Source organism: Streptomyces antimicrobicus, assembly GCF_020532625.1.
Classification (GTDB): domain Bacteria; phylum Actinomycetota; class Actinomycetes; order Streptomycetales; family Streptomycetaceae; genus Streptomyces; species Streptomyces antimicrobicus.
Genome location: NZ_JAJAUY010000069.1, coordinates 1 through 17707, shown reverse-complemented (window position 1 = coordinate 17707; position 17707 = coordinate 1). Strand labels below are relative to the sequence as shown.

Sequence of the window (17707 nt, the reverse complement as noted above, 5' to 3'; positions counted from 1 at the left end):
TCGGCAGGGTCGGCCCAACATGACACCCGCCACCGCCGTTGGGGGTACCTCCGGAGTCCGCGCGGCAGAACTCCCGCCCTGTCGTGCCGGGTTCACCCTTCGTTCATCCGCCCGCCGCCGCAGAGGCGCACCGCGCCCCTACCGTCACGCTCGAATTCGTTCCGACACGCTGTCGGTGTGTGCACAGACCGGAGGACACCCGTGCGCAAGCTCCTGCCGCTCATAGGCAATTCGCACGAAGGCGGACGTTCCGCCCTCACCTGCCGCTTCCGCTGCGGCAACGCCTGCTTCCACGAGGTGCCCAACACCAGCGACAACGAGTACGTCGGCGACGTCATCGCCAAGGCCTGGTCGCGCCGCTCGATGCTGCGCACCGCCGCCGTCGTGACCGTGGCGACCGCCGCGGGCTCCGCCGTCGCCCTCGGCGCCCCCGGTTCCTCCGCCACCGCCGCGCCGGCCGCCGACGCCAAGAACGCCTCCGGCCACGGCACGGGCGACGGCGCCCGCGGCCTGCGCTTCAAGCCGGTCGCGCCGAACACCGACGACAAGGTGACGGTCCCCGAGGGCTACGAGCAGAACGTGGTCATCCGCTGGGGCGACCCGATCGTCAAGGGCGCGCCGGGCTTCCACCCCGACCGGCAGACCGCCGCCGCCCAGGCCGGCCAGTTCGGCTACAACAACGACTTCCTCGCCCTGCTCCCGCTCGGTGGCCCCTACGAGCGCCAGCAGCTGCTCGTGGCCAACCACGAGTACACGGACGAGGTCCTGATGTTCAAGGGCTACGACCCGGCGAACCCCACCCGCGAGCAGGTCGAGATCGCCTGGGCCGCGCACGGACTCGGCGTGGTCGTCGTGCAGGAGGACCACCGCAGCGGCAAGCTGACGGCCGTCACCCGCCACCAGCTCAACCGCCGTCTGACCGCCACCAGCGAGTTCCGCCTCAGCGGCCCGGTCGCGGGCAGCGCCCTGGTGAAGACCTCCGCCGACCCGTCCGGCACCAAGGTCCTCGGCACCTTGAACAACTGCTCCGGCGGCACCACCCCGTGGGGCACCACGCTGCACGGCGAGGAGAACTTCAACCAGTACTTCGCCAACGCCGGCAAGGTCACCGACCCCACCCAGGCCGCCCGCCTCAAGCGCTACGGCGTGAGCTCCGGCGAGTCCGAGCGCAAGTGGGAGCGGTTCGACAAGCGCTTCGACTGCGTGCAGGAGCCCAACGAGGCCAACCGCTTCGGCTACGTCGTCGAGCTCGACCCGTACGACCCGCACTCCGTCCCGCGCAAGCGCACCGCGCTCGGCCGCTTCAAGCACGAGGGCGCCCAGCCGCGCCTGACCGAGGACGGCCGCCCGGTCGTCTACATGGGCGACGACGAGCGCTTCGACTACTTCTACAAGTTCGTCTCCTCGAAGCGGATGATGAAGGGCGACTCGCGCGCGGCGAAGGAGCACAACCTGACGCTGCTGGACGAGGGCACCCTCTACGTCGCCAAGCTGACCGGGGACTCCCCGGCCGCCGAGGTCGACGGCACCGGCAAGCACCCCACCGACGGCGAGTTCGACGGCTCCGGCGTCTGGATCAAGCTCGCCACCGCCGCGCCGACGGGCAACGTCTCGCACGTCGAGGGCATGACCGCGGAGGAGGTGTTCGTCTTCACGCGCCTGGCCGCCGACAAGGCGGGCGCCACCAAGATGGACCGCCCCGAGGACATCGAGCCCTCGCCGCGCACCGGCCGCGTCTACGTCGCGCTGACCAACAACACCGACCGCGGCAAGCCCGGCAAGGCCGGTGCCGACGAGGCCAACCCCCGCAACGCCAACAAGCACGGCCAGATCCTGGAGCTCGCCGAGAACTTCGACGACCCGGCGGGCGACGGCTTCGCCTGGCGGCTGTTCCTGGTCGCCGGTGACCCCAAGGACCCGTCGACGTACTTCGCGGGCTTCCCGAAGGACAAGGTCAGCCCGATCTCCTGCCCGGACAACGTGGCGTTCGACCCGCACGGCAACCTGTGGATCTCCACGGACGGCAACCAGCTCGGCTCGCACGACGGCCTGTTCGGCGTCGCCACCGCCGGTGAGCGGCGCGGTGAGCTCAAGCAGTTCCTGACCGTGCCGCGCGGTGCCGAGACCTGCGGCCCGCTGATCCAGGACAAGCGCGTCCTGGTCGCCGTGCAGCACCCGGGCGAGATCGACGGCGCGAGCGTCGAGAAGCCGCAGTCGGTGTGGCCCGACGGCCCCGGCAAGATCGTCCGCCCGGCCGTGGTGAGCGTCTGGCGCAAGGACGGCAGGAACATCGGCGTCTGATCCGGCCGCGCGCGGCGAAGGGGCGGTGCTCCCTGGGGGAGCACCGCCCCTTCGCCGTCACCCGGCGCCGCTCACCGGGGGCAGGCTGAGCCGGGTCACCGCGCCGCCGTCGGGGGCGTTGGCGAAGCTCACCCCGATCTTCAGCACCGCCGCCTGACCGGCCACGATGGTCAGGCCCAGCCCGTGGCCGCGGCCGCGGCCCGGCTCGCCGGTGCGGAAGCGCTGCGGGCCGTGCCGGATCAGCTCCGGCGGATAGCCCGGGCCGTGGTCGCGGACGGTGACCTGCGGGCCGTCCACGGTCACCTCGACCGGGGGGCGGCCGTGCCGCTGGGCGTTGACCAGCAGGTTGGCCAGGATCCGGTCGAGCCGGCGCCGGTCGGTGAGCACCCGCGCGTCCCGTACGACGTGCACGCGCACGTCGGGACCGGCCCCGGCGACGGCCCGTTCCACGGCGTGGCCGAGAGCGACCTCGGTGAGGTCGGCCCGTTCGACGCCGGAGTCCAGCCGGGAGATCTCCAGCAGGTCCTCGGTCAGCAGGTGCAGCGCCTTCAGCCGGTCGTTGATCATCTCCTTGGGGCGCCCCTCGGGGAGCAGGGCCGCTGCCGCGAGGGAGCCCGTCAGCGGGGTGCGCAGATCGTGCGCGACGTCCGCGGTGAAACGTTTCTCCGCCTCCAGTCGGGCCTGGAGCGACGCGGCCATCGAATTCAGGGCGAGGGCGACGTCCCGCACTTCGTCGTGGGAGCGGAAGCGGCCCGTGGGGGCCGTGCCCCCGCTCCCCGCCGCCCCTGCCTCGCTCGCCACCGCGGTGGGGAACTCGACCCGCGCGTCGAGGTCGCCCGCGCTGATGCGGCGGGCGACGGCGGCCGTGGCCGCCAGCCGCCGGCTGATCCGGTCGGCGAGGAAGAGGCCGGCCAGCGCCACCGTGCCGGCCGCGAGCGCGGCCGAGGCCAGGATCGCCGCGTCGACGTCGCGCAGCCGGGCGCGGGTGGACTCGTACGGCACCCAGACGGCCAGCGGTTTGCCGTCGGCCGGGCCGGCGGCCCACATCACCGGCTTGCCGTCGTACCGGCCGACCATGCTTCCGGTCTCCCCGCGCTGCACCAGCCGGCGCAGCGGGCCGGGCAGCTGGGGCGGGTCCAGCCGGCTGTTCACGTCGCCGTGGGTGGTGCCGTAGGCGTAGTGGGACAGGGCGTGCCCCAGGTCCCGGTCGGCGTCCTTGCGGACCTCGCCGGTGATCTGCAGGGCCACCACGTTGTGCACCAGCACGCCGAGGACCGCGGCGACCGCGCAGCACACGGCCGTGGTGGTCAGCGCGATCTTCCAGCGCAGGCTGTTCGTGGCCCGCATCGGCACCCCCTCAGGTCCCGCCGGGCGGGCACGGGGTCGTGGACTCCGTGCCGTCCGGGCACTCGTCGAGGGTCAGGGCGGTGAGCTCCATGACGGCGGTCGCGGGGCTCCAGACGTAGTCGGTGATGGCGACGAGCTTGTCGTTGGAGGTGGGCTCGCGCACGGCGAGGTGGTCGGCGGCGACCTCGACGCCGGTCAGGACCCCGCGGCGGGAGAGGATGCGGGTGACGGTGCCGTCGGGCCGCACGGTGTAGACGCGGAGCTCGCTGATCCGGCCGTCGATGTCGACGGCCGTGATCAGCTCCTCCTTGCCGTCGTGGGTGAGGTCGTGCAGCACGGGCGGGCGGACCGGGCAGTCGGGCCCGCCGTCGCCGCCGTCCTCGCACAGGGCGAGGCGCTGCACGGCCCGGGGGTCGACCAGTCGGCCGGTGCCGCCGTCCTGCCGGGTGGCGGCGGTGATGTCGGCGCGGACGACGGCCAGGGCGTCGGCGCCGCGCATGCTCTGCCCGGGGCGCTCGGCGATCCCGGGCACGGGGGCCGGCTGCCCCCGGTTCGCCTCGGCCGGCGGCGGTTCCGGCCGCAGCTCCGGCCACAGCGTCAGCGGGGCGTGCACCTCTCCGAGGTCCCCTTCGCTGCGCAGCCCTTCGACGTCGGCACAACCGGCGGTTGCCGCCCACACGGCGGCGACCGCCACCGCTGCACGCCTCCGGGGCCGTCTGCCCATGCCCCGATGCTCCCCCGCCCGGAGCTTCCCGTCCCCGGATACTGACCCGTCCGGGCGAAACCGGGTCCGGTCGCTGCCGCAGCCGCCGCAGCTGCCCCCGCCGCGCCGACTCCCGCCGTCCCGGCGTGCGGGTCGTCCGTGGCCGGTCGCGCCGTTCCCCGCGCCCCTTCGGGGCTCAGGGGGTCGGGTGGTTCGGGGTGGTGATGGCTCGGGCGGCCAGCAGTTCGTTGTGGAGGGGGTGGAGGACCGACGTCCGTGGGGGAGCGGCGGGGGGCGGAAGGGTGATCTCCTGCGGCGTGCGGTGGCGGCGGACGTCCTGCGCCAGGCGGCGCAGGCGCGCCGCCATCGCCGCGACCTCCGCCTGGTCCGGCGCCGCGGCCCCGTGGTTCACCCGCACCCGCGCCGCGGTGGTGGCGTCCACGATCCGCTCCACCGCCACCACCAGCGGCCACCACGCCGCGGCCCGCTCGCCCGTCGGCGGCGGCTCGGTCAGCGCCCGCTGGAACTCCGTCCGCACGCCCGACAGCTCCCGGTAGATCCTCCGCCGCGCCTGCAGCCGGTCCTGCCGGGCGGCGCGCAGCGCGTCCTCGCCGGGCGGCACCGGGCCGAAGGCCCGCTCCAGGTAGCGGGCGGCGTCGTCCACGGCCGCGGCGAGCCGGTCGCCGACCCGGGTGTGCCAGCTCTCCGGCCACAGCAGGTAGCCCGCGACCAGCGTCACGGCACACCCGAGCAGGCTGTCCAGCAGCCGCGGCAGCACCAGGTCGAAGCCCTGGTGGTTCAGCTGGTCCGACAGCAGCAGGATCACCGGGGTGATCGCCGCGGTCTGGAAGGCGTAGCCCTTGGCCGAGAACACCGGGATCAGCGCCCCGAGGGCCACCATCGCCGGTACGTCCCACCACCCCCGCGGCACCTCCGCGAGCACGGCCGCCGCGATCACCAGCCCGCCCGCCGTGCCCAGCGCCCGCAGCACCGCCCGCGAGAACACCGAGCCGAAGTCGGGCTTGAGGACGAAGGTGACGGTCAGGGCCACCCAGTAGGAGCGTTCGACCTCCACCAGCGACACCAGCGACTGCGCCAGCCCGATGCACAGCGCGAGCCGCAGCCCGTACCGCCAGGAGGCGCCGGACAGCATCACGTCCCGCACGGCCCGGCGCGCCCGCACGCGCAGCGCCGCCGGCCGGCCGAGCCGGTCGTCCACGTTGTACGGGTCCGGTTCGGCCAGGTGGACGATGGCCACGGCGTGCCGCAGCGCCGCGTCCAGCGCCCGTTCGGCCGGTCCCTCGGGCTCCGGCAGGTCCAGCACCGGCGCCACCGTCCGCCCCTGCTCCACCGCGTCCCCGAGGTCGCGGACCACGGCGGGCAGTTGCGGCGGCAGCGGCCGCCCCCGCTGGTGCACGGCGGGCGCCGCCTCGACCAGCGGGACCACCACGTTGAGCTGGGCCAGCATCCGCACCAGCGCGGGGGAGCGGCCGTGCACCCGGGCCCGCCGCCCGAGCACCAGGTCGTAGGCGTGGTTCAGCGAGGTGGTGACGTCCCGTCGGCGCTCCTCGTACGCGCTGCCGCGCCCGGCGGCCTCCAGCAGGCCGGCCAGCGCCCGGTAGGTGTCCGCGACGGCCGCCCGCTCCGGCTGCCGGCCGCGCAGCGGCCACCCCAGCAGCGTCAGCGCGAGCACGAACAGTCCGCCCGCGGTGAGCAGCAGCGGAGCCGTCCACCACGGCCGCGGCATCGCCAGACCCGCCCCGACCACGGCGTTCAGCAGGAGCAGCAGCCCCGAGACCGAGGCGACCGTGCCGATCGAGGAGATCATGCCGGAGACGAGCGCGACGAGCGTCAGCACGGCGACGGCCGGCCAGCCGTGGCCGTAGACCAGGGTGCCCAGCGCCACCCCGACCGCGCCGAACAGCTGCGGGACGGCGATGTTGAGGATCCGCATCCGGTAGGCGTCGGCGGTGTCGCCGATCACCCCCGACAGCGCGCCCATGGACACCAGCGCGCCGTACTCCGGCTCGTCCAGGGCGAATCCGACGGCGAGCGGCGCGGCCAGGGCGATCCCGGCGCGGGCCGCGGCGGCCCACGGGACGGGCGCGGAGGTGGGCCGCAGGCCCTGGAGCAGCCAGGCGGGCGGGGCCAGCGGACGGGACCGGCCCGGTCCGGACGGTATCTGTTCCGTGCTCATCGCCGTTTTCCGTGCCGCCGCTCGCGAATCGGTTCTTCAGGGTGTTCTCGGGATGTTGTGTACCTTCCGAGCTTATGGGGTGCGGCGCAGTCGTCCCGCCAGCCAGGCGGCCACCGCCGCGCCCAGCCCGACGGCGAGCACCACCCAGGCGGTGGTGCGCAGGAAGGCGGTCAGCGCGTCGTACACCGCCTCCGCCGCGGCCCGGTCGAGGTCGGGGGGCAGGTCGTCCAGGGTCAGCCGGCGGCAGACCGCCACCGCCACCGCCAGCAGGACACCGCCCAGCGCCACCCCGAGTCCGGTGGCCACCACGGCGCGGCGCCGGCGGGCGGCGACGGCGACCGCCGCGACGGCCGCGGCCAGGGTGAGCACGGGGAGCCAGACCCCGGCGATCTGGAGCATGCGGAAGCCTTTCCGGAGCGCGCCCAGGTTCTCGTACTCCATGACCTCGACCGTCACCCGGGTCTCGGGGATGCGGTCGGCGAAGGGCACCCCGCCGGCGACGAGTTCCCCCTTGACCTCGGCGACGACCGGGGCGAGATCGATGGTGACGGCGTCGCCGTCCCCGGTGGTCAGCGCCTGGAGGAAGGCGGCGTGCGCGGCGCGGTTGGCCGCGTCCCAGGCGGTCCGGAAGGCGGGGGTGCCGACGAAGGACCGCAGCGCCTCGCCGAGCAGCGCCTCCACCCCGCTCTGGAAGGGGCCCGCGTCGATCTGCGGGGAGATGGCGCGCGCGGCGCGGGTGACGACGACCTCCTGCACGGCCGGGTTCCGGGCCAGCGGCGCCATGGCGACGGTGTAGCGGTCGGCGTCGCCCAGCTGCCGGTCGGCCCAGGACGCCACCGCGCTCGCGGGCACGAGCACGGCCACGAGCGCGACGAGGACCACCGACAGGAAGGTGCGCACGTCACCAGGGAAAGGCCCGGGGGCGCCCCGCCGCGAACGGCACTGCGCCGGCCGGGTGCGGCGGGCGCGTCGGTACCGCCGTACGGGTGATCCACTTGCCGCCGGCCGGCGGCGGGTGTGCCCTGGGTGGGTGGGGGAGACAAGGAGCCCTGCCATGGCACACGCGGCACCCGCCGCCCGCGGGCGGCACATCGACCGGTCGGCGCTGACGCGCCCGCTGATGCTGGGCCTGGTCTACGGCGTCTACGCGGCCTTCCTGGAGCGGCAGACCGGCCCGGTCGACGCCGGCAACGTCTTCTACGGGATCCTGTGCGGCGCGCTCTTCGCGGCCTGCCTGGTCGCGATGGCCCGGATCGCCCCGCGGATGATGCAGGAGCTGCGCGCCCTGATGTACGGCGCCTTCGCGGCCGTCGCCATGGGCTACCTGTACAGCCTGACCGGCGACTCGGTGCTCCGCTCCGCCGGGATCGGCCTGCTCACCGGCGCGGGCGTGGCGGTGGTGGCCTTCTACCGCTACCACACGCGGGAGCCCTGAGCGGCCGACCGGCCTGAGCGGCCGACCGGCCCCGGACGGCAGGTCCGGGGCCGGTCGCGCGTAGGCCCGCCTGCGCGGCGCGCGCGTACGTCCTTGCGCCCGGCCGGCGGACTACTCGACGGAACCGGACGCGGCGGCGGATGCGGCGCCGGCCGGGGCGGTGGCCGCGGCGCCCGCGCCGGCCGGACGCGGATCCGGCTCCCCGGGCCGTTCGGGCCGCCGCCGGCCGGTCGCCTCCGGCTGCGGGGCGGGCGGGGGCGGCGAGATGCGGGCGGCCTCGGCGCGGAGCATGGCGTTCAGGGCAGCGAACGGGTCGATGGGCATGGGGGAACCTCACGGGGGTGTGGGGGGTGTGGGGGGCTGCTCGTCCGGCGGAGCCGACGCCGGGCCCGGCCGCGACGGCCAGGGGCTCGGCCGGTGGCTCGACCGCGGGGCGGCTCAGCAGCGCAGGACCACACTCCGTACCGCCCGTGAGGACGGCGGTACGTCCCGGTCCCGCACCTCGTACGGGAGCTCGCGGGGCGCGGGGACGGCCGGGGCGGGCGCCCCGGTCCCGGCCGCACGGCGCACCGGGGCGCTACGGCCGGCGCAGCGCAGCGCGGCCCGGACCTCGGCGTCGGCGGCGTCGGACTGGCCCTCGCCCGGGGCGCCCGGCTCGGTCGGTGCCGTGGCGGCCGGAGGGGGCTCGCCGAGGACGTCGGCGAGGGCGGGCCCGGCGCCGAACAGGCACAGCAGCACGGCGCAGGCCACCATCAGGGCCCTGGCCGGTGCCGCATGTGCCGCGGTGAGGTGCCGTGTGCCGCTCATGCCCGGGGTTGTGCCCCGACACGCCGCGCGACTTTCCTCCGGGCCCCGGAAAGCCCCCGACCGGAGGACGCCGGTTCACCCCAGCACGAACGCCACCGCCGCCGCGCCCATGAGCGCGGCGGCGGTGTGGACGGCGGGGTGGCCGTAGTCCCCGAACCAGAGGTGGCGCACCAGCCCGCCGACGGCGGCCAGCGCCGTGACGAGGCCGATCTGCCCGAGCAGCGTCAGGGCGGTGAACTGGACCAGGACCAGCAACAGGACGTTGCACCAGAAGGGGGCCGCGCCCGTCCAGCCGCGCCAGTGCCAGATCGCCGCCTGCATGGGCAGGGCCCCCTCATCTCAACTCGTGGGCTGAACAGCCTCCTTGGGCGCGGCGGCCGGGACAAGGGCCCGTTCGGCAAGAGTGCCGAAGGCGAGGCCGAAAACCGCCCACAGGGTGGTCTGGATGGCGAGCGAAACCAGCCGGAACTGCCAGATGAGGGTCGCCGGGAAGTCCGCCGGGACCTCGTCGACCGCCGGCAGGAAGGCGTACGCCAGCCCGACGCTGACGACGAAGGCGCCGGCCGCGGCCCAGCTCGCGTTCCACGCGCCCAGGCGCGGCGCCAGCCGCCGGCCCAGGATGCCCGCGCCGGCCGCCAGCAGCAGCCCGAGGGCGATCATCAGCAGGTAGAGCACGGTGCGCCGGGTCGCCGTCTCCGGGTCGCCGACGGCCGGCGGGTTGGCCGGGTACTTCAGGAACGGCACGAGCGTCACGGTCACGAATCCGCCGAGGGCGACGAACGCGGCCGTCGCCCGCGCCGAGAAGCGGCCGACGCGCCCGAGGGCGAAGGCGTACACGAGCGCGGCGATGCCGCCGAGCGCGACGGCGTAGAGCAGGACGCCGGTGCCGAGGCCCGCCGTGGCCTGCAGGGCGCGGCTGACCGGGGCGGCCTCGTGGCCGTGGTCGTGGCCGGCCGCCGCGGCTTCCTCGAGGGCGATGGCGGCGTCCACCTTGGACTCGCCGAGGAGGTAGGCGACCAGGAAGGCCGCGACGCCGGCGAGCAGGCCGGCGAGCATGCCCCGCACGAGCAGGGCACGCGGAGAGATGGTGTTCACGATGTGGTTCCCCTCGGGGTGGACCGGCCACCGACCGGTGGTCGACCGGAGGCCGGTCGGTGGTGGATCAGTGGCAGGGGAAACCGAGCAGGTGGCGGCCGTCGTGCAGCCACTCGTGGATGTTCTCGCCCTCGAACAGGGCGGTGGCGCCCTGCTCGACGCCGATGAAGTAGAGCAGGACCAGCAGCAGGATGCCGGAGAACAGCGCCCAGGGAGCCAGCTCGCGCAGCGAGATGGGGGCGACGGGGGCGGCGGCGGTGGCCGTCGCGGGCGCGGCGGACGTAGCCATGGCAGAACCTCCAGAGGGAACACGCGTCCCGGTCAGTGGTGCACTGAACGACGGTGGCGGGTCTGACTCGCCCTCCCGCGGGGAGGTTTCACAGTGGCGCGACCGTGCCGGGTTCTCACCGGGCTTCCGTCATACCGTCGTCATGTCGTCCGAGACCGTACCGCGTTTATGCTCCGCTTATGAACCCCTCATCGGTACGAGTTCTGCTGGTCACACCGGCTCTTGACGCCGCGGGCGAGCGGGGCCGGTTCACCGCCGGGGGGCCGTACGCCCTGGACACGGGCGGTTGGGCCGGGCGGACCCTGGACGAGGTGGCCGCCGAGGACCCGGCCGCGGTGCGCGCCTGGCTGACCGATCCCGGGTTCGCCCCGCCCGGCGGGGAGTCCGTCGAGCAGCTGGTGGCCCGGGCGGGGCAGTGGCTCGCCGGGCTCGCGCCGGGCACCCACCGGACCACCGCCGAGCAGGCGTTCGTCCGGGCGGCGGTCGTGCACGCGCTGCGGCTGCCGGCGCACGCGTTCTGGCGCCTGGACGCCCGCCCCGGGACGGTCACCGAGCTCAGCGGGCGCGCGGGGCGGTGGAACCTGCGTCTGGGCCGGCCGCAGGAGCCTGCCGCGGACCGGCCGCGCAGCGGCCCCGCGCCGGCCTCGGACTAGGCGACGATCCAGTCGCTGGTGGCGATGACCGGCTGGACGCCGTCGCGGTGGACGGTGCCCTCGATCAGGCCGTACATCCGGTCCGCCGCGAAGTAGACCTCGTTGTCGTTCTTGAGGCCGAAGGGCTCCAGGTCCACCAGGAAGTGGTGCTTGTTGGGGAGGTTGAGCCGGACCTCGTTGACCTTCGGGCAGTTGTCGAGCACCCGCTCGGCCATCTGGTTCAGGGTCTGCTGCAGCGAGTAGGAGTACGTCTCCGCGAAGGCCTGGAGCATGTGCTTGCGCACCTGCCTGTAGGAGCGGTCCCAGTCGTGCGCGGGGTCGTCGGCGGCCAGCGCCGAATGCGCCCAGCGGGCGGTGACCTTGGTGGCCAGGATGCGGTCGTACGCCTCCTGGAGGGTCGTGTACTTGTCCTTGATGTAGCCGTGGAACTCGGAGTTGGTCGAGTTCATCACGGTCAGCTCCTTCAGGCCGGAGACGACCTGCAGGCCCGTGGACTCGCCGTAGGTGATCTGCGCGGTGCGCACCTCCTGGCCCTTGCGGACGAAGGAGTGCTGCTCCTTGCGGGTGGGGACCGGGATCCGCTCCCAGGCGAACTCCTCGATCCGGATCTGCGCCTCGCGGATGGGGGTCTGGGAGGAGACGAAGTGCTTGGCGAGCAGGATGCCGAAGGCCTCGGGCGACTCGATGCCGTGCTCCTTGCCGAAGGCGTACACCGTGTTCTTGGTGGTGTCGGTGGGCAGGCAGTTGGCGTTGTCGCCGGTGAGGTGGACGTCGCGGAACTCACCGCGCAGCGCGACCGAGACGTTCAGGTCGCGGATCTCGTGCCAGGAGCCGTCGTTGCCCTTGCGGGTGACCTTGACGATGCGGTTCTCGGCCTTGCCGTACTGGTTCTGGGCCAGGACGTGCTTGCTCATGCGCGCTCTTCCTTCGGGTACACGGAGTCCGGTCTGCTGGATCCCGTACGCCCGGCGTCCGACGGCCCGCGCGAACTGCCGCCGGCCCGCCCCCCGCCGTTCGGCCCCGCGAGGGGCCGCCCCGGGACTGACGTGCATCCCGGTCCGTAGGTGCAAGGGGATTGCAACACGCGCGCGAGCGGATCGGACCGGCACGGATCCTCCGAGAGCGGCGGCCACGGATTGGGCGACCCCACAGGGTTCCTGGCGGCGTCAGGCCATGTGCGCGTCCGCCACGGCCAGGGCCCCGTCGAGGATCTCCAGGCCCCGGGCCACGTCCTCGGCGGAGACGGTGCAGGGCGGGGCGACGTGCAGGCGGTTGCCGGCGGTCAGCGGCCACAGGCCGCCCTTCTTGCAGGCCTCGGCGAAGGCGGCCATGGGGGCGGCCGCCGCGCCCGAGGCGGCGTACGGCACCAGCGGCTCGCGCGTGGCCGGGTCGCGGACGAGCTCCAGCGCCCAGAAGGTGCCCATGCCCCGCACCTCGCCCACGCACGGGTGCCGCTCGGCGAGCTCGGCCAGCCCGGGCCCGAGCAGCTCGGCGCCGGTGCGGGCGGACTGCTCGACGACGCCCTCCTCGGCCATCACCCCGAGGGTGGCCACGGCGGCGGCGCACGCCAGGACGTGCCCGGAGTACGTCAGCCCGCCCGGGTAGGGGCGGCGGGCGAAGGTCTCGGCGATCGCGGGAGAGATCGCGACGCCGCCGAGCGGGAGGTAGCCGCTGTTGACGCCCTTGGCGAAGGTCAGCAGGTCGGGGACGACCTCCCAGTGGTCGGCGGCGAACCAGGCGCCGGTGCGGCCGAAGCCCACCATGACCTCGTCGAGGACCAGGACGATGCCGTGGCGGTCGCAGATCTCCCGTACGCCGGCCAGGTAGCCGGGCGGCGGCACCAGCACCCCGGCCGCGCCGACGACCGGCTCCAGCACGACGGCGGCGATCGAGGCCGGGCCCTCGAAGACGACGGTGTCCTCCAGATGGCGCAGGGCGCGCTCGCACTCCTCCGCCTCGGTGGTGGCGTGGAAGGGGGAGCGGTAGAGGAAGGGGCCCCAGAAGTGGACGACGCCGGCGGTGGCGGAGTCGTTGCCGAAGCGGCGGGCGTCACCGGTGAGGTTGATCGCGCCGGAGGTGGCGCCGTGGTAGGAGCGGTAGGCGCTGAGCACCTTGGGCCGTCCGGTGTGCACGCGGGCCATCCGGACGGCGTTCTCGACGGCCTCGGCGCCGCCGTTGGTGAAGAAGATCTTGTCGAGGTCCCCGGGGGTGCGCTCGGCGATCAGCCGCGCCGCCTCGGAGCGCACGTCCACGGCGAAGCCGGGCGCCAGCGTGCACAGCTTCGCGGCCTGCTCCTGGATCGCGGCGACGACCTTGGGGTGCTGGTAGCCGATGTTGGTGTAGACGAGGGCGCTGGAGAAGTCGAGGTAGCGGTTCCCGTCGTAGTCCCAGAAGTACGACCCCTCGGCCCCGGCCACGGCGAGTGGATCGATGAGCTCCTGGGCGGACCAGGAGTGGAACACGTGCGCGCGGTCGGCCGCCTTGACGGTGTCCTTGTTCATGAGCCGAGCGTAGTTGTCCATGATGCGGACTCCTCAGATGGTCGGGGCGTCAGACGACGTGCCGGCCGCCGTCGACGGTGAGCACGTCCCCGGTGGTGTACGGGGCGTCCACCAGGTAGCGCACGGCCTCGGCCACGTCCTCGGGGGTGCCGACGCGGCGCAGCGGGGTGTTCGCGGTGATCCACTCGCGCGAGTCCTCCCACACCTGGGTCGCCCCGTCGTACCAGGGCGTCTCGATCAGACCGGGGGCCACCGCGTTGACCCGGACCTGCGGACCGAGCTGGGAGGCGAGCAGCCGGGTCATGTGGTTCAGCGCCGCCTTGCTGACGGCGTACGGGACGGAGCTGCCCAGGGCCCGGGTGGCGGACACCGAGGAGACGTTGACGACGCAGCCGGCGCCGGAGGTGCGCAGGTGGGGCGCGGCGGCGGTGATCATCTGCCAGGGGCCGAGGACGTTGACGTCGAAGATGTCGCGCCAGACGGAGGCGTCGGCGGCCTCCAGGTCGTCGAGCGGGATGAAGCGGGTGGTGCCCGCGTTGTTGACCAGCACGTCCAGTCGGCCGTGGGCCGCGACGGCCTCGGCCACCACGCGGCGGGCGTCGGCCGGGTCGGAGACGTCGCCGCGGACGTAGCGGGCGCCGGGCAGCTCGGCGGCCAGGGCCCGGCCGGCGGTCTCGCTGCGCGCGGAGTTGATCACGACGCGCAGGCCCTCGGCCGCCAGGCGGCGGGCGACGGCCGCGCCGATGCCGGACGACGAACCGGTGATCAGGGCGACGCGGTGCTCGGTCATGGCCATTTCCTCCCCGTGGCGCGGACGTCCGCTCCACTCTACCGAATGACGGAAAACAGTTTCCGGACTACGGAAGTAAGGGGGGTGGGGGTGGGAATGCCGTGATTGATCGCCTTCAGCCTGGGTAGGTGCGCCGCTGAGAAGGCGGGAGGCTGCCATGGGTACCGAGATGTGGGGTTACGCCGACAGCAGCGGTCACGTGGCAGGTGCGGACCTGACGGGTTTCAAGGTCGAGGCTTCCGACGGGAGCATCGGCCGGATCCACAAGCATTCCGCCGACGCGGGCCGCTCGTTCATCGTGGTGGACACCGGCCCCTGGATCCTGGGCCGGCACGTGCTGGTTCCGGCGGGTCTGGTCAGGGAAGTGGACGTGGACAATGAGACCGTCCGCGTCGCGGCCACGAAGCAGGAGATCAAGGCCAGCCCGGACTTCGAGAGTGGACGGCACGACGACGACGTGGCGTTCATCCGGTTGATCGAGCAGTACTACGCCAACCGCCACATGTGACCAGTGGAGGGAGGGACGGACATGGCACGGCGCTTCTCGGTCGAGGCGACCGCACGGGACGGGACGACCGTCCTCGCACTCGCAGGGGAACTCGACCATGACACCGCGGCTCCGTTGCGCGAGGCGCTGGACGCCGCTCTCGGGGGCGCCGATCCGGGGGTGAGACTGCTGGTCGACTGCGCCGGACTGCGCTTTTGTGATTCCACCGGGCTGAACGTGCTGCTGCGGGCCCGGCTCGCGGCCGAGCAGTCCGGGGGCCGGCTGGAGCTGTCGGGGCTGCGCCAGCCGGTGGCGCGGATGTTCCGCATCACCGGGGCGGACGGGGTGTTCCAGGTGTACCCGTCCCTGGGCGACGCGTTCGCCGGAGCCACCGGTGGTCCGGTCGGTGGGTGGGGGACCGAGGGGGACGGGGGCACGTCATGAGCGGTGGCACGACATGAGTTCGATGCGCGAAGTGCCTGGGCCGACGGATGGGCCGACGGGTGTGCCCGGAGAGCAGACCCGCCGGCTCATCCTGGGCGGAGGCACCCCGGGGGTCGTGACCCGCTGCCGTGACTTCACCCGGCAGGCCCTGGAGGACTGGGGCTGGATGGAGCCGGAGGAACTGGCCGGGCCGGGCGACGCCTGGCGGTCGGAGGGCTGGCCGGCGGCCGACGGCTGGTCCGGCGGGCAGCCGGAGTCCGGCGGGGTCGCGTCCGCCGTGGAGACCTCCGGCGGGGCCGGTGCGGCTGCCGACCGCGGGGCCGCCGCGGTCGCGGACCGCGGGGCCGCTGCCGGTGCGGTCGCCGACGGCACCGCGCGGCGCAAGATCTCACCCGAGCAGGCCGAGGCCGCCGAGGACGTGCTGCTGATGGTCTCCGAGCTGGTCACCAACGCCTGCATGCACGCCGGCGGTCCCAGGGAGCTGGTGCTGCGCCACAGCGAGGACCGGCTGCGGGTCGAGGTCAGCGACGGGAGCCCCGAGCACCCCCGTCGCCGGCCGGCCCCGAACCCGGCCCTCCCCGGCGGGCACGGGCTGATCGTGCTGGAACGTCTGGCGCGGGCCTGGGGCTCGGAGCCCGCGACCGGCGCCTGGGGAGGGAAGACGGTGTGGCTGGAGGTGGCCTCGCCCCTCACTCCTGATCCGTGGCGTCCGTCAGCAGCCCGGTCCGCAGTGTCGCCAGAGTCCGGGTGAGCAGCCGCGACACGTGCATCTGCGACAGGCCCAGCCGGTCGCCGATCTCGGACTGCGTCATGTCCTGGCCGAACCGCAGCGACAGCAGCGTCCGCTCCCGCTCCGGGAGCTCGGCCAGGAGGGGCTTGAGGGACTCCAGGTACTCGATGCGCTCGTACGCGGCCTCGTCCTCGCCCAGGGCGGGCTGGCTGCCGTAGGTGTCGCCGTCCTCCTGCACGGGGACGTCCAGGGAGCGCGTGGAGTAGGCGTGCGCGGCCTTGCGGCCCTCGGCGAGCTCCTCCTCGGGCACGCCCAGGCGCTCGGCGAGCTCGGTCTCGGTGGGGCAGCGGCCCAGGTCCTGCTCCAGGGCGTCATTGGCCTTGGCGGCGTCCAGCCGCAGCTCCTGGAGGCGGCGCGGGACCTTCACGGCCCAGCTGGTGTCCCGGAAGAAGCGCTTGATCTCACCGGTGATGGTCGGCATCGCGAAGGAGGTGAACTCCACTCCGCGGTCCGGGTCGAACCGGTTGATGGCCTTGATCAGGCCCACCGTGCCGACCTGGACGATGTCCTCCATCGGCTCGCTGCGGTTGCGGAAGCGCCGGGCGGCGAACTTCACCAGGGAGAGGTTGAGCTCGACGAGGGTGTTGCGCACGTAGGAGTACTCGGCGCTGCCCTCCTCCAGGCCGTGCAGCCGGTGGAACAGGGCCACCGAGAGGGTGCGGGCCTCGCTGGTGCTGACGTTGAGCGGGTCGTCGGGGATCAGCGGGTCGTCGGCGACCGGCGACGCGGCGGCGGCGACCGTGTGCTCGTCGCCCTCGGCGGTCTCGGCGGTCTCGGGACGGTCGAAATGGTCCCGGGTGTGCTCCCGGGTCGGGTCCCGGTCTTCTGCTCTGCGGTCCATGCTCGTCACGTCCTCCGACGGGGGATGCTCCGCGGCGGGTGCAGCGGCCGTCGTGAGCCGGTCATGAACTGGATATACCCGCCCAGTCCCCCACATACCCATGGCGCGACGGGGCAGGTGCGCCCCATGAGGCGGAGCCGGGGCCGGGCGACCGGTTCAGGTACCGCGTAGAACGGCTCCGGGGACCGGGCAGAACGGCTGCGGGGCCGGGCGGAGCGGCTGCGGACGCCTGAGCCGCATGACATCGTGGCCGACGAGGGACCTGAACGACGGGCCGGCGACCCGGTGAGCCGGAGGAGCGAGGAGCCGGCAAGCCGAGCGACGAGCCGGCGAAGCGACGAGACGGAAGAGCGACGAGACGGGAAGAGGCCGTGAGGCCATGGCCGCACAACCAGCGGCACAACCCGCGCACGAAGCGCTGGCCGCAGCAGTGGCCGGGCTGACCGCGGAGATCGCCGAACTGCGCGAGGACCGGATCCGGCGCAGGCTGCTGGACCTGGCCTCCGGCGTGCTCGTGCAGCAGCTCGGGGTGAGCCCCGCCGACGCCGCCGACCACGTCGTGGACCTGGCGCTGTCCACCGGCCTGAGCGCCGAGGACCTCGCCGCCGACGTGATCAACGCCGCCGCCGGCGCCCCCGTGGCGGAGACTCCCGCCGGGGCCCGGCGGCTGCGCCGCAACGCCGCGGCCGTGCTGGTCTGCGACAGCTCCGGCGAGGCGGCGGTGACCCTGCTGCAGGACGGCCTGCGCCGGCTCGGCGCCCAGGCCCTCTACCTGTGGCGGCGCACCGAGACCGACTGCCTGGAGCTCGCCGGGCACGCCGGCGCCTCTCCGCAGGAGGCCGTGCACTGGCAGTGGGTGCCCCCGGACACGCCGCTGCACCGGGTGATCTGGACCGGCGAGAGCTGGTGGGGCGTGGACGCCCGGCTGCCCGGCGCCGGCGCGGGCCTGCAGGGCGAGCCGCTGCGGGGGGTCATGCCGCTGCGCCGGCACGGCGGGGTGGTGGGGGTCGCCCTGGTGGTGTGGCCC

Annotated in this window: 20 protein-coding genes; 7 read left to right on the top strand and 13 right to left on the bottom strand. The window is 74.2% G+C overall.

The genetic code is table 11. The annotated features are described in order from the left end of the window. Positions 1-201: 201 nt before the first annotated feature. A complete protein-coding gene (locus LG632_RS18090) occupies positions 202-2301 on the top strand; it encodes a PhoX family protein (RefSeq protein WP_226728368.1) in 2100 nt (699 codons plus the stop codon). A 57-nt stretch (positions 2302-2358) separates the two neighbouring features. Here LG632_RS18090 and LG632_RS18085 read toward each other — a convergent pair whose 3' ends face one another. The 4 genes from LG632_RS18085 to LG632_RS18070 form a co-directional block, all read right to left on the bottom strand. Then, positions 2359-3648 (bottom strand): sensor histidine kinase, encoded by a 1290-nt coding sequence (locus tag LG632_RS18085; protein ID WP_226728367.1) that lies wholly within the window; start codon positions 3646-3648, stop codon positions 2359-2361. Between the two features lie 10 nt (positions 3649-3658). After that, complete coding sequence (locus LG632_RS18080; RefSeq protein WP_226728366.1) at positions 3659-4342, bottom strand: hypothetical protein; 684 nt, start codon at positions 4340-4342, stop codon at positions 3659-3661. Positions 4343-4547: 205 nt separating this feature from the next. After that, positions 4548-6548: an FUSC family protein gene (locus LG632_RS18075; RefSeq protein WP_226728365.1), complete on the bottom strand. Its 2001-nt coding sequence runs from the start codon at positions 6546-6548 to the stop codon at positions 4548-4550. A gap of 72 nt (positions 6549-6620) precedes the next feature. Next, positions 6621-7448 carry a hypothetical protein gene (locus LG632_RS18070; protein WP_226728364.1) on the bottom strand — a complete coding sequence of 276 codons (828 nt, stop codon included), beginning with the start codon at positions 7446-7448 and terminating at the stop codon, positions 6621-6623. 154 nt (positions 7449-7602) lie between these two features. Here LG632_RS18070 and LG632_RS18065 point away from each other — a divergent pair, with 154 nt between their 5' ends. Next, positions 7603-7983, top strand: coding sequence for a hypothetical protein (locus LG632_RS18065; RefSeq protein WP_226728363.1), 381 nt, complete (start codon positions 7603-7605; stop codon positions 7981-7983). Between the two features lie 111 nt (positions 7984-8094). Here the strand turns inward: LG632_RS18065 and LG632_RS18060 are convergent, their stop codons facing one another. From LG632_RS18060 to LG632_RS18040, 5 genes are all read right to left on the bottom strand, one after another. Then, positions 8095-8307 (bottom strand): hypothetical protein, encoded by a 213-nt coding sequence (locus LG632_RS18060; protein WP_226728362.1) that lies wholly within the window; start codon positions 8305-8307, stop codon positions 8095-8097. A 114-nt stretch (positions 8308-8421) separates the two neighbouring features. After that, entirely contained in the window at positions 8422-8790 is a 369-nt protein-coding gene (locus LG632_RS18055; protein WP_226728361.1) for a hypothetical protein, read from the bottom strand. A gap of 75 nt (positions 8791-8865) precedes the next feature. Continuing rightward, positions 8866-9111 carry a hypothetical protein gene (locus LG632_RS18050; protein ID WP_226728360.1) on the bottom strand — a complete coding sequence of 82 codons (246 nt, stop codon included), beginning with the start codon at positions 9109-9111 and terminating at the stop codon, positions 8866-8868. A gap of 18 nt (positions 9112-9129) precedes the next feature. Further along, entirely contained in the window at positions 9130-9885 is a 756-nt protein-coding gene (locus LG632_RS18045; protein ID WP_226728359.1) for a CbtA family protein, read from the bottom strand. A gap of 67 nt (positions 9886-9952) precedes the next feature. Then, entirely contained in the window at positions 9953-10174 is a 222-nt protein-coding gene (locus LG632_RS18040; protein WP_226728358.1) for a CbtB domain-containing protein, read from the bottom strand. A 179-nt stretch (positions 10175-10353) separates the two neighbouring features. Here LG632_RS18040 and LG632_RS18035 point away from each other — a divergent pair, with 179 nt between their 5' ends. Beyond that, positions 10354-10827, top strand: coding sequence for a histidine phosphatase family protein (locus LG632_RS18035; RefSeq protein ID WP_308108649.1), 474 nt, complete (start codon positions 10354-10356; stop codon positions 10825-10827). Here the strand turns inward: LG632_RS18035 and pucL are convergent. The 3 genes from pucL to LG632_RS18020 form a co-directional block, all read right to left on the bottom strand. Then, positions 10824-11741, bottom strand: coding sequence for a factor-independent urate hydroxylase (gene pucL, locus LG632_RS18030; protein WP_226728357.1), 918 nt, complete (start codon positions 11739-11741; stop codon positions 10824-10826). The two genes, LG632_RS18035 and pucL, sit on opposite strands and share 4 nt — an antisense overlap. Positions 11742-11993: 252 nt before the next feature. Continuing rightward, positions 11994-13349 carry an aspartate aminotransferase family protein gene (locus tag LG632_RS18025; RefSeq protein ID WP_226728356.1) on the bottom strand — a complete coding sequence of 452 codons (1356 nt, stop codon included), beginning with the start codon at positions 13347-13349 and terminating at the stop codon, positions 11994-11996. Positions 13350-13377: 28 nt separating this feature from the next. Continuing rightward, complete coding sequence (locus LG632_RS18020; RefSeq protein WP_226728355.1) at positions 13378-14118, bottom strand: SDR family NAD(P)-dependent oxidoreductase; 741 nt, start codon at positions 14116-14118, stop codon at positions 13378-13380. A 157-nt stretch (positions 14119-14275) separates the two neighbouring features. Between LG632_RS18020 and LG632_RS18015 the strand changes: the two genes are divergently transcribed. The 3 genes from LG632_RS18015 (at position 14276) to LG632_RS18000 (ending at position 15800) form a co-directional block, all read left to right on the top strand. Continuing rightward, a complete protein-coding gene (locus tag LG632_RS18015; RefSeq protein WP_226728354.1) occupies positions 14276-14626 on the top strand; it encodes a PRC-barrel domain containing protein in 351 nt (116 codons plus the stop codon). 21 nt (positions 14627-14647) lie between these two features. Next, positions 14648-15049 carry an STAS domain-containing protein gene (locus tag LG632_RS18010; protein WP_226728353.1) on the top strand — a complete coding sequence of 134 codons (402 nt, stop codon included), beginning with the start codon at positions 14648-14650 and terminating at the stop codon, positions 15047-15049. A 115-nt stretch (positions 15050-15164) separates the two neighbouring features. After that, complete coding sequence (locus tag LG632_RS18000) at positions 15165-15800, top strand: ATP-binding protein (RefSeq protein ID WP_374203505.1); 636 nt, start codon at positions 15165-15167, stop codon at positions 15798-15800. Here LG632_RS18000 and LG632_RS17995 read toward each other — a convergent pair. After that, positions 15739-16680, bottom strand: a complete 942-nt coding sequence (locus tag LG632_RS17995) for an RNA polymerase sigma factor SigF (protein ID WP_226728352.1) — start codon at positions 16678-16680, stop codon at positions 15739-15741. The two genes, LG632_RS18000 and LG632_RS17995, sit on opposite strands and share 62 nt — an antisense overlap. Positions 16681-17059: 379 nt before the next feature. Between LG632_RS17995 and LG632_RS17990 the strand changes: the two genes are divergently transcribed. Next, a partial coding sequence (locus tag LG632_RS17990) for an ANTAR domain-containing protein (protein ID WP_226728351.1) occupies positions 17060-17707 on the top strand: 648 nt, incomplete at its 3' end.

Excerpts from the sequence above, each read along its gene's own strand:
- LG632_RS18085 (WP_226728367.1), bottom strand. The coding sequence starts at position 3,648 with ATGCGGGCCACGAACAGCCTGCGCTGGAAGATCGCGCTGACCACCACG.
- LG632_RS18075 (WP_226728365.1), bottom strand. The coding sequence starts at position 6,548 with ATGAGCACGGAACAGATACCGTCCGGACCGGGCCGGTCCCGTCCGCTG.
- LG632_RS18065 (WP_226728363.1), top strand. The coding sequence starts at position 7,603 with ATGGCACACGCGGCACCCGCCGCCCGCGGGCGGCACATCGACCGGTCG.
- LG632_RS18060 (WP_226728362.1), bottom strand. The coding sequence starts at position 8,307 with ATGCCCATCGACCCGTTCGCTGCCCTGAACGCCATGCTCCGCGCCGAG.
- LG632_RS18055 (WP_226728361.1), bottom strand. The coding sequence starts at position 8,790 with ATGAGCGGCACACGGCACCTCACCGCGGCACATGCGGCACCGGCCAGG.
- LG632_RS18050 (WP_226728360.1), bottom strand. The coding sequence starts at position 9,111 with ATGCAGGCGGCGATCTGGCACTGGCGCGGCTGGACGGGCGCGGCCCCC.
- LG632_RS18040 (WP_226728358.1), bottom strand. The coding sequence starts at position 10,174 with ATGGCTACGTCCGCCGCGCCCGCGACGGCCACCGCCGCCGCCCCCGTC.
- LG632_RS18035 (WP_308108649.1), top strand. The coding sequence starts at position 10,354 with ATGAACCCCTCATCGGTACGAGTTCTGCTGGTCACACCGGCTCTTGAC.
- pucL (WP_226728357.1), bottom strand. The coding sequence starts at position 11,741 with ATGAGCAAGCACGTCCTGGCCCAGAACCAGTACGGCAAGGCCGAGAAC.
- LG632_RS18025 (WP_226728356.1), bottom strand. The coding sequence starts at position 13,349 with ATGGACAACTACGCTCGGCTCATGAACAAGGACACCGTCAAGGCGGCC.
- LG632_RS18020 (WP_226728355.1), bottom strand. The coding sequence starts at position 14,118 with ATGACCGAGCACCGCGTCGCCCTGATCACCGGTTCGTCGTCCGGCATC.
- LG632_RS18015 (WP_226728354.1), top strand. The coding sequence starts at position 14,276 with ATGGGTACCGAGATGTGGGGTTACGCCGACAGCAGCGGTCACGTGGCA.
- LG632_RS18010 (WP_226728353.1), top strand. The coding sequence starts at position 14,648 with ATGGCACGGCGCTTCTCGGTCGAGGCGACCGCACGGGACGGGACGACC.
- LG632_RS17995 (WP_226728352.1), bottom strand. The coding sequence starts at position 16,680 with ATGGACCGCAGAGCAGAAGACCGGGACCCGACCCGGGAGCACACCCGG.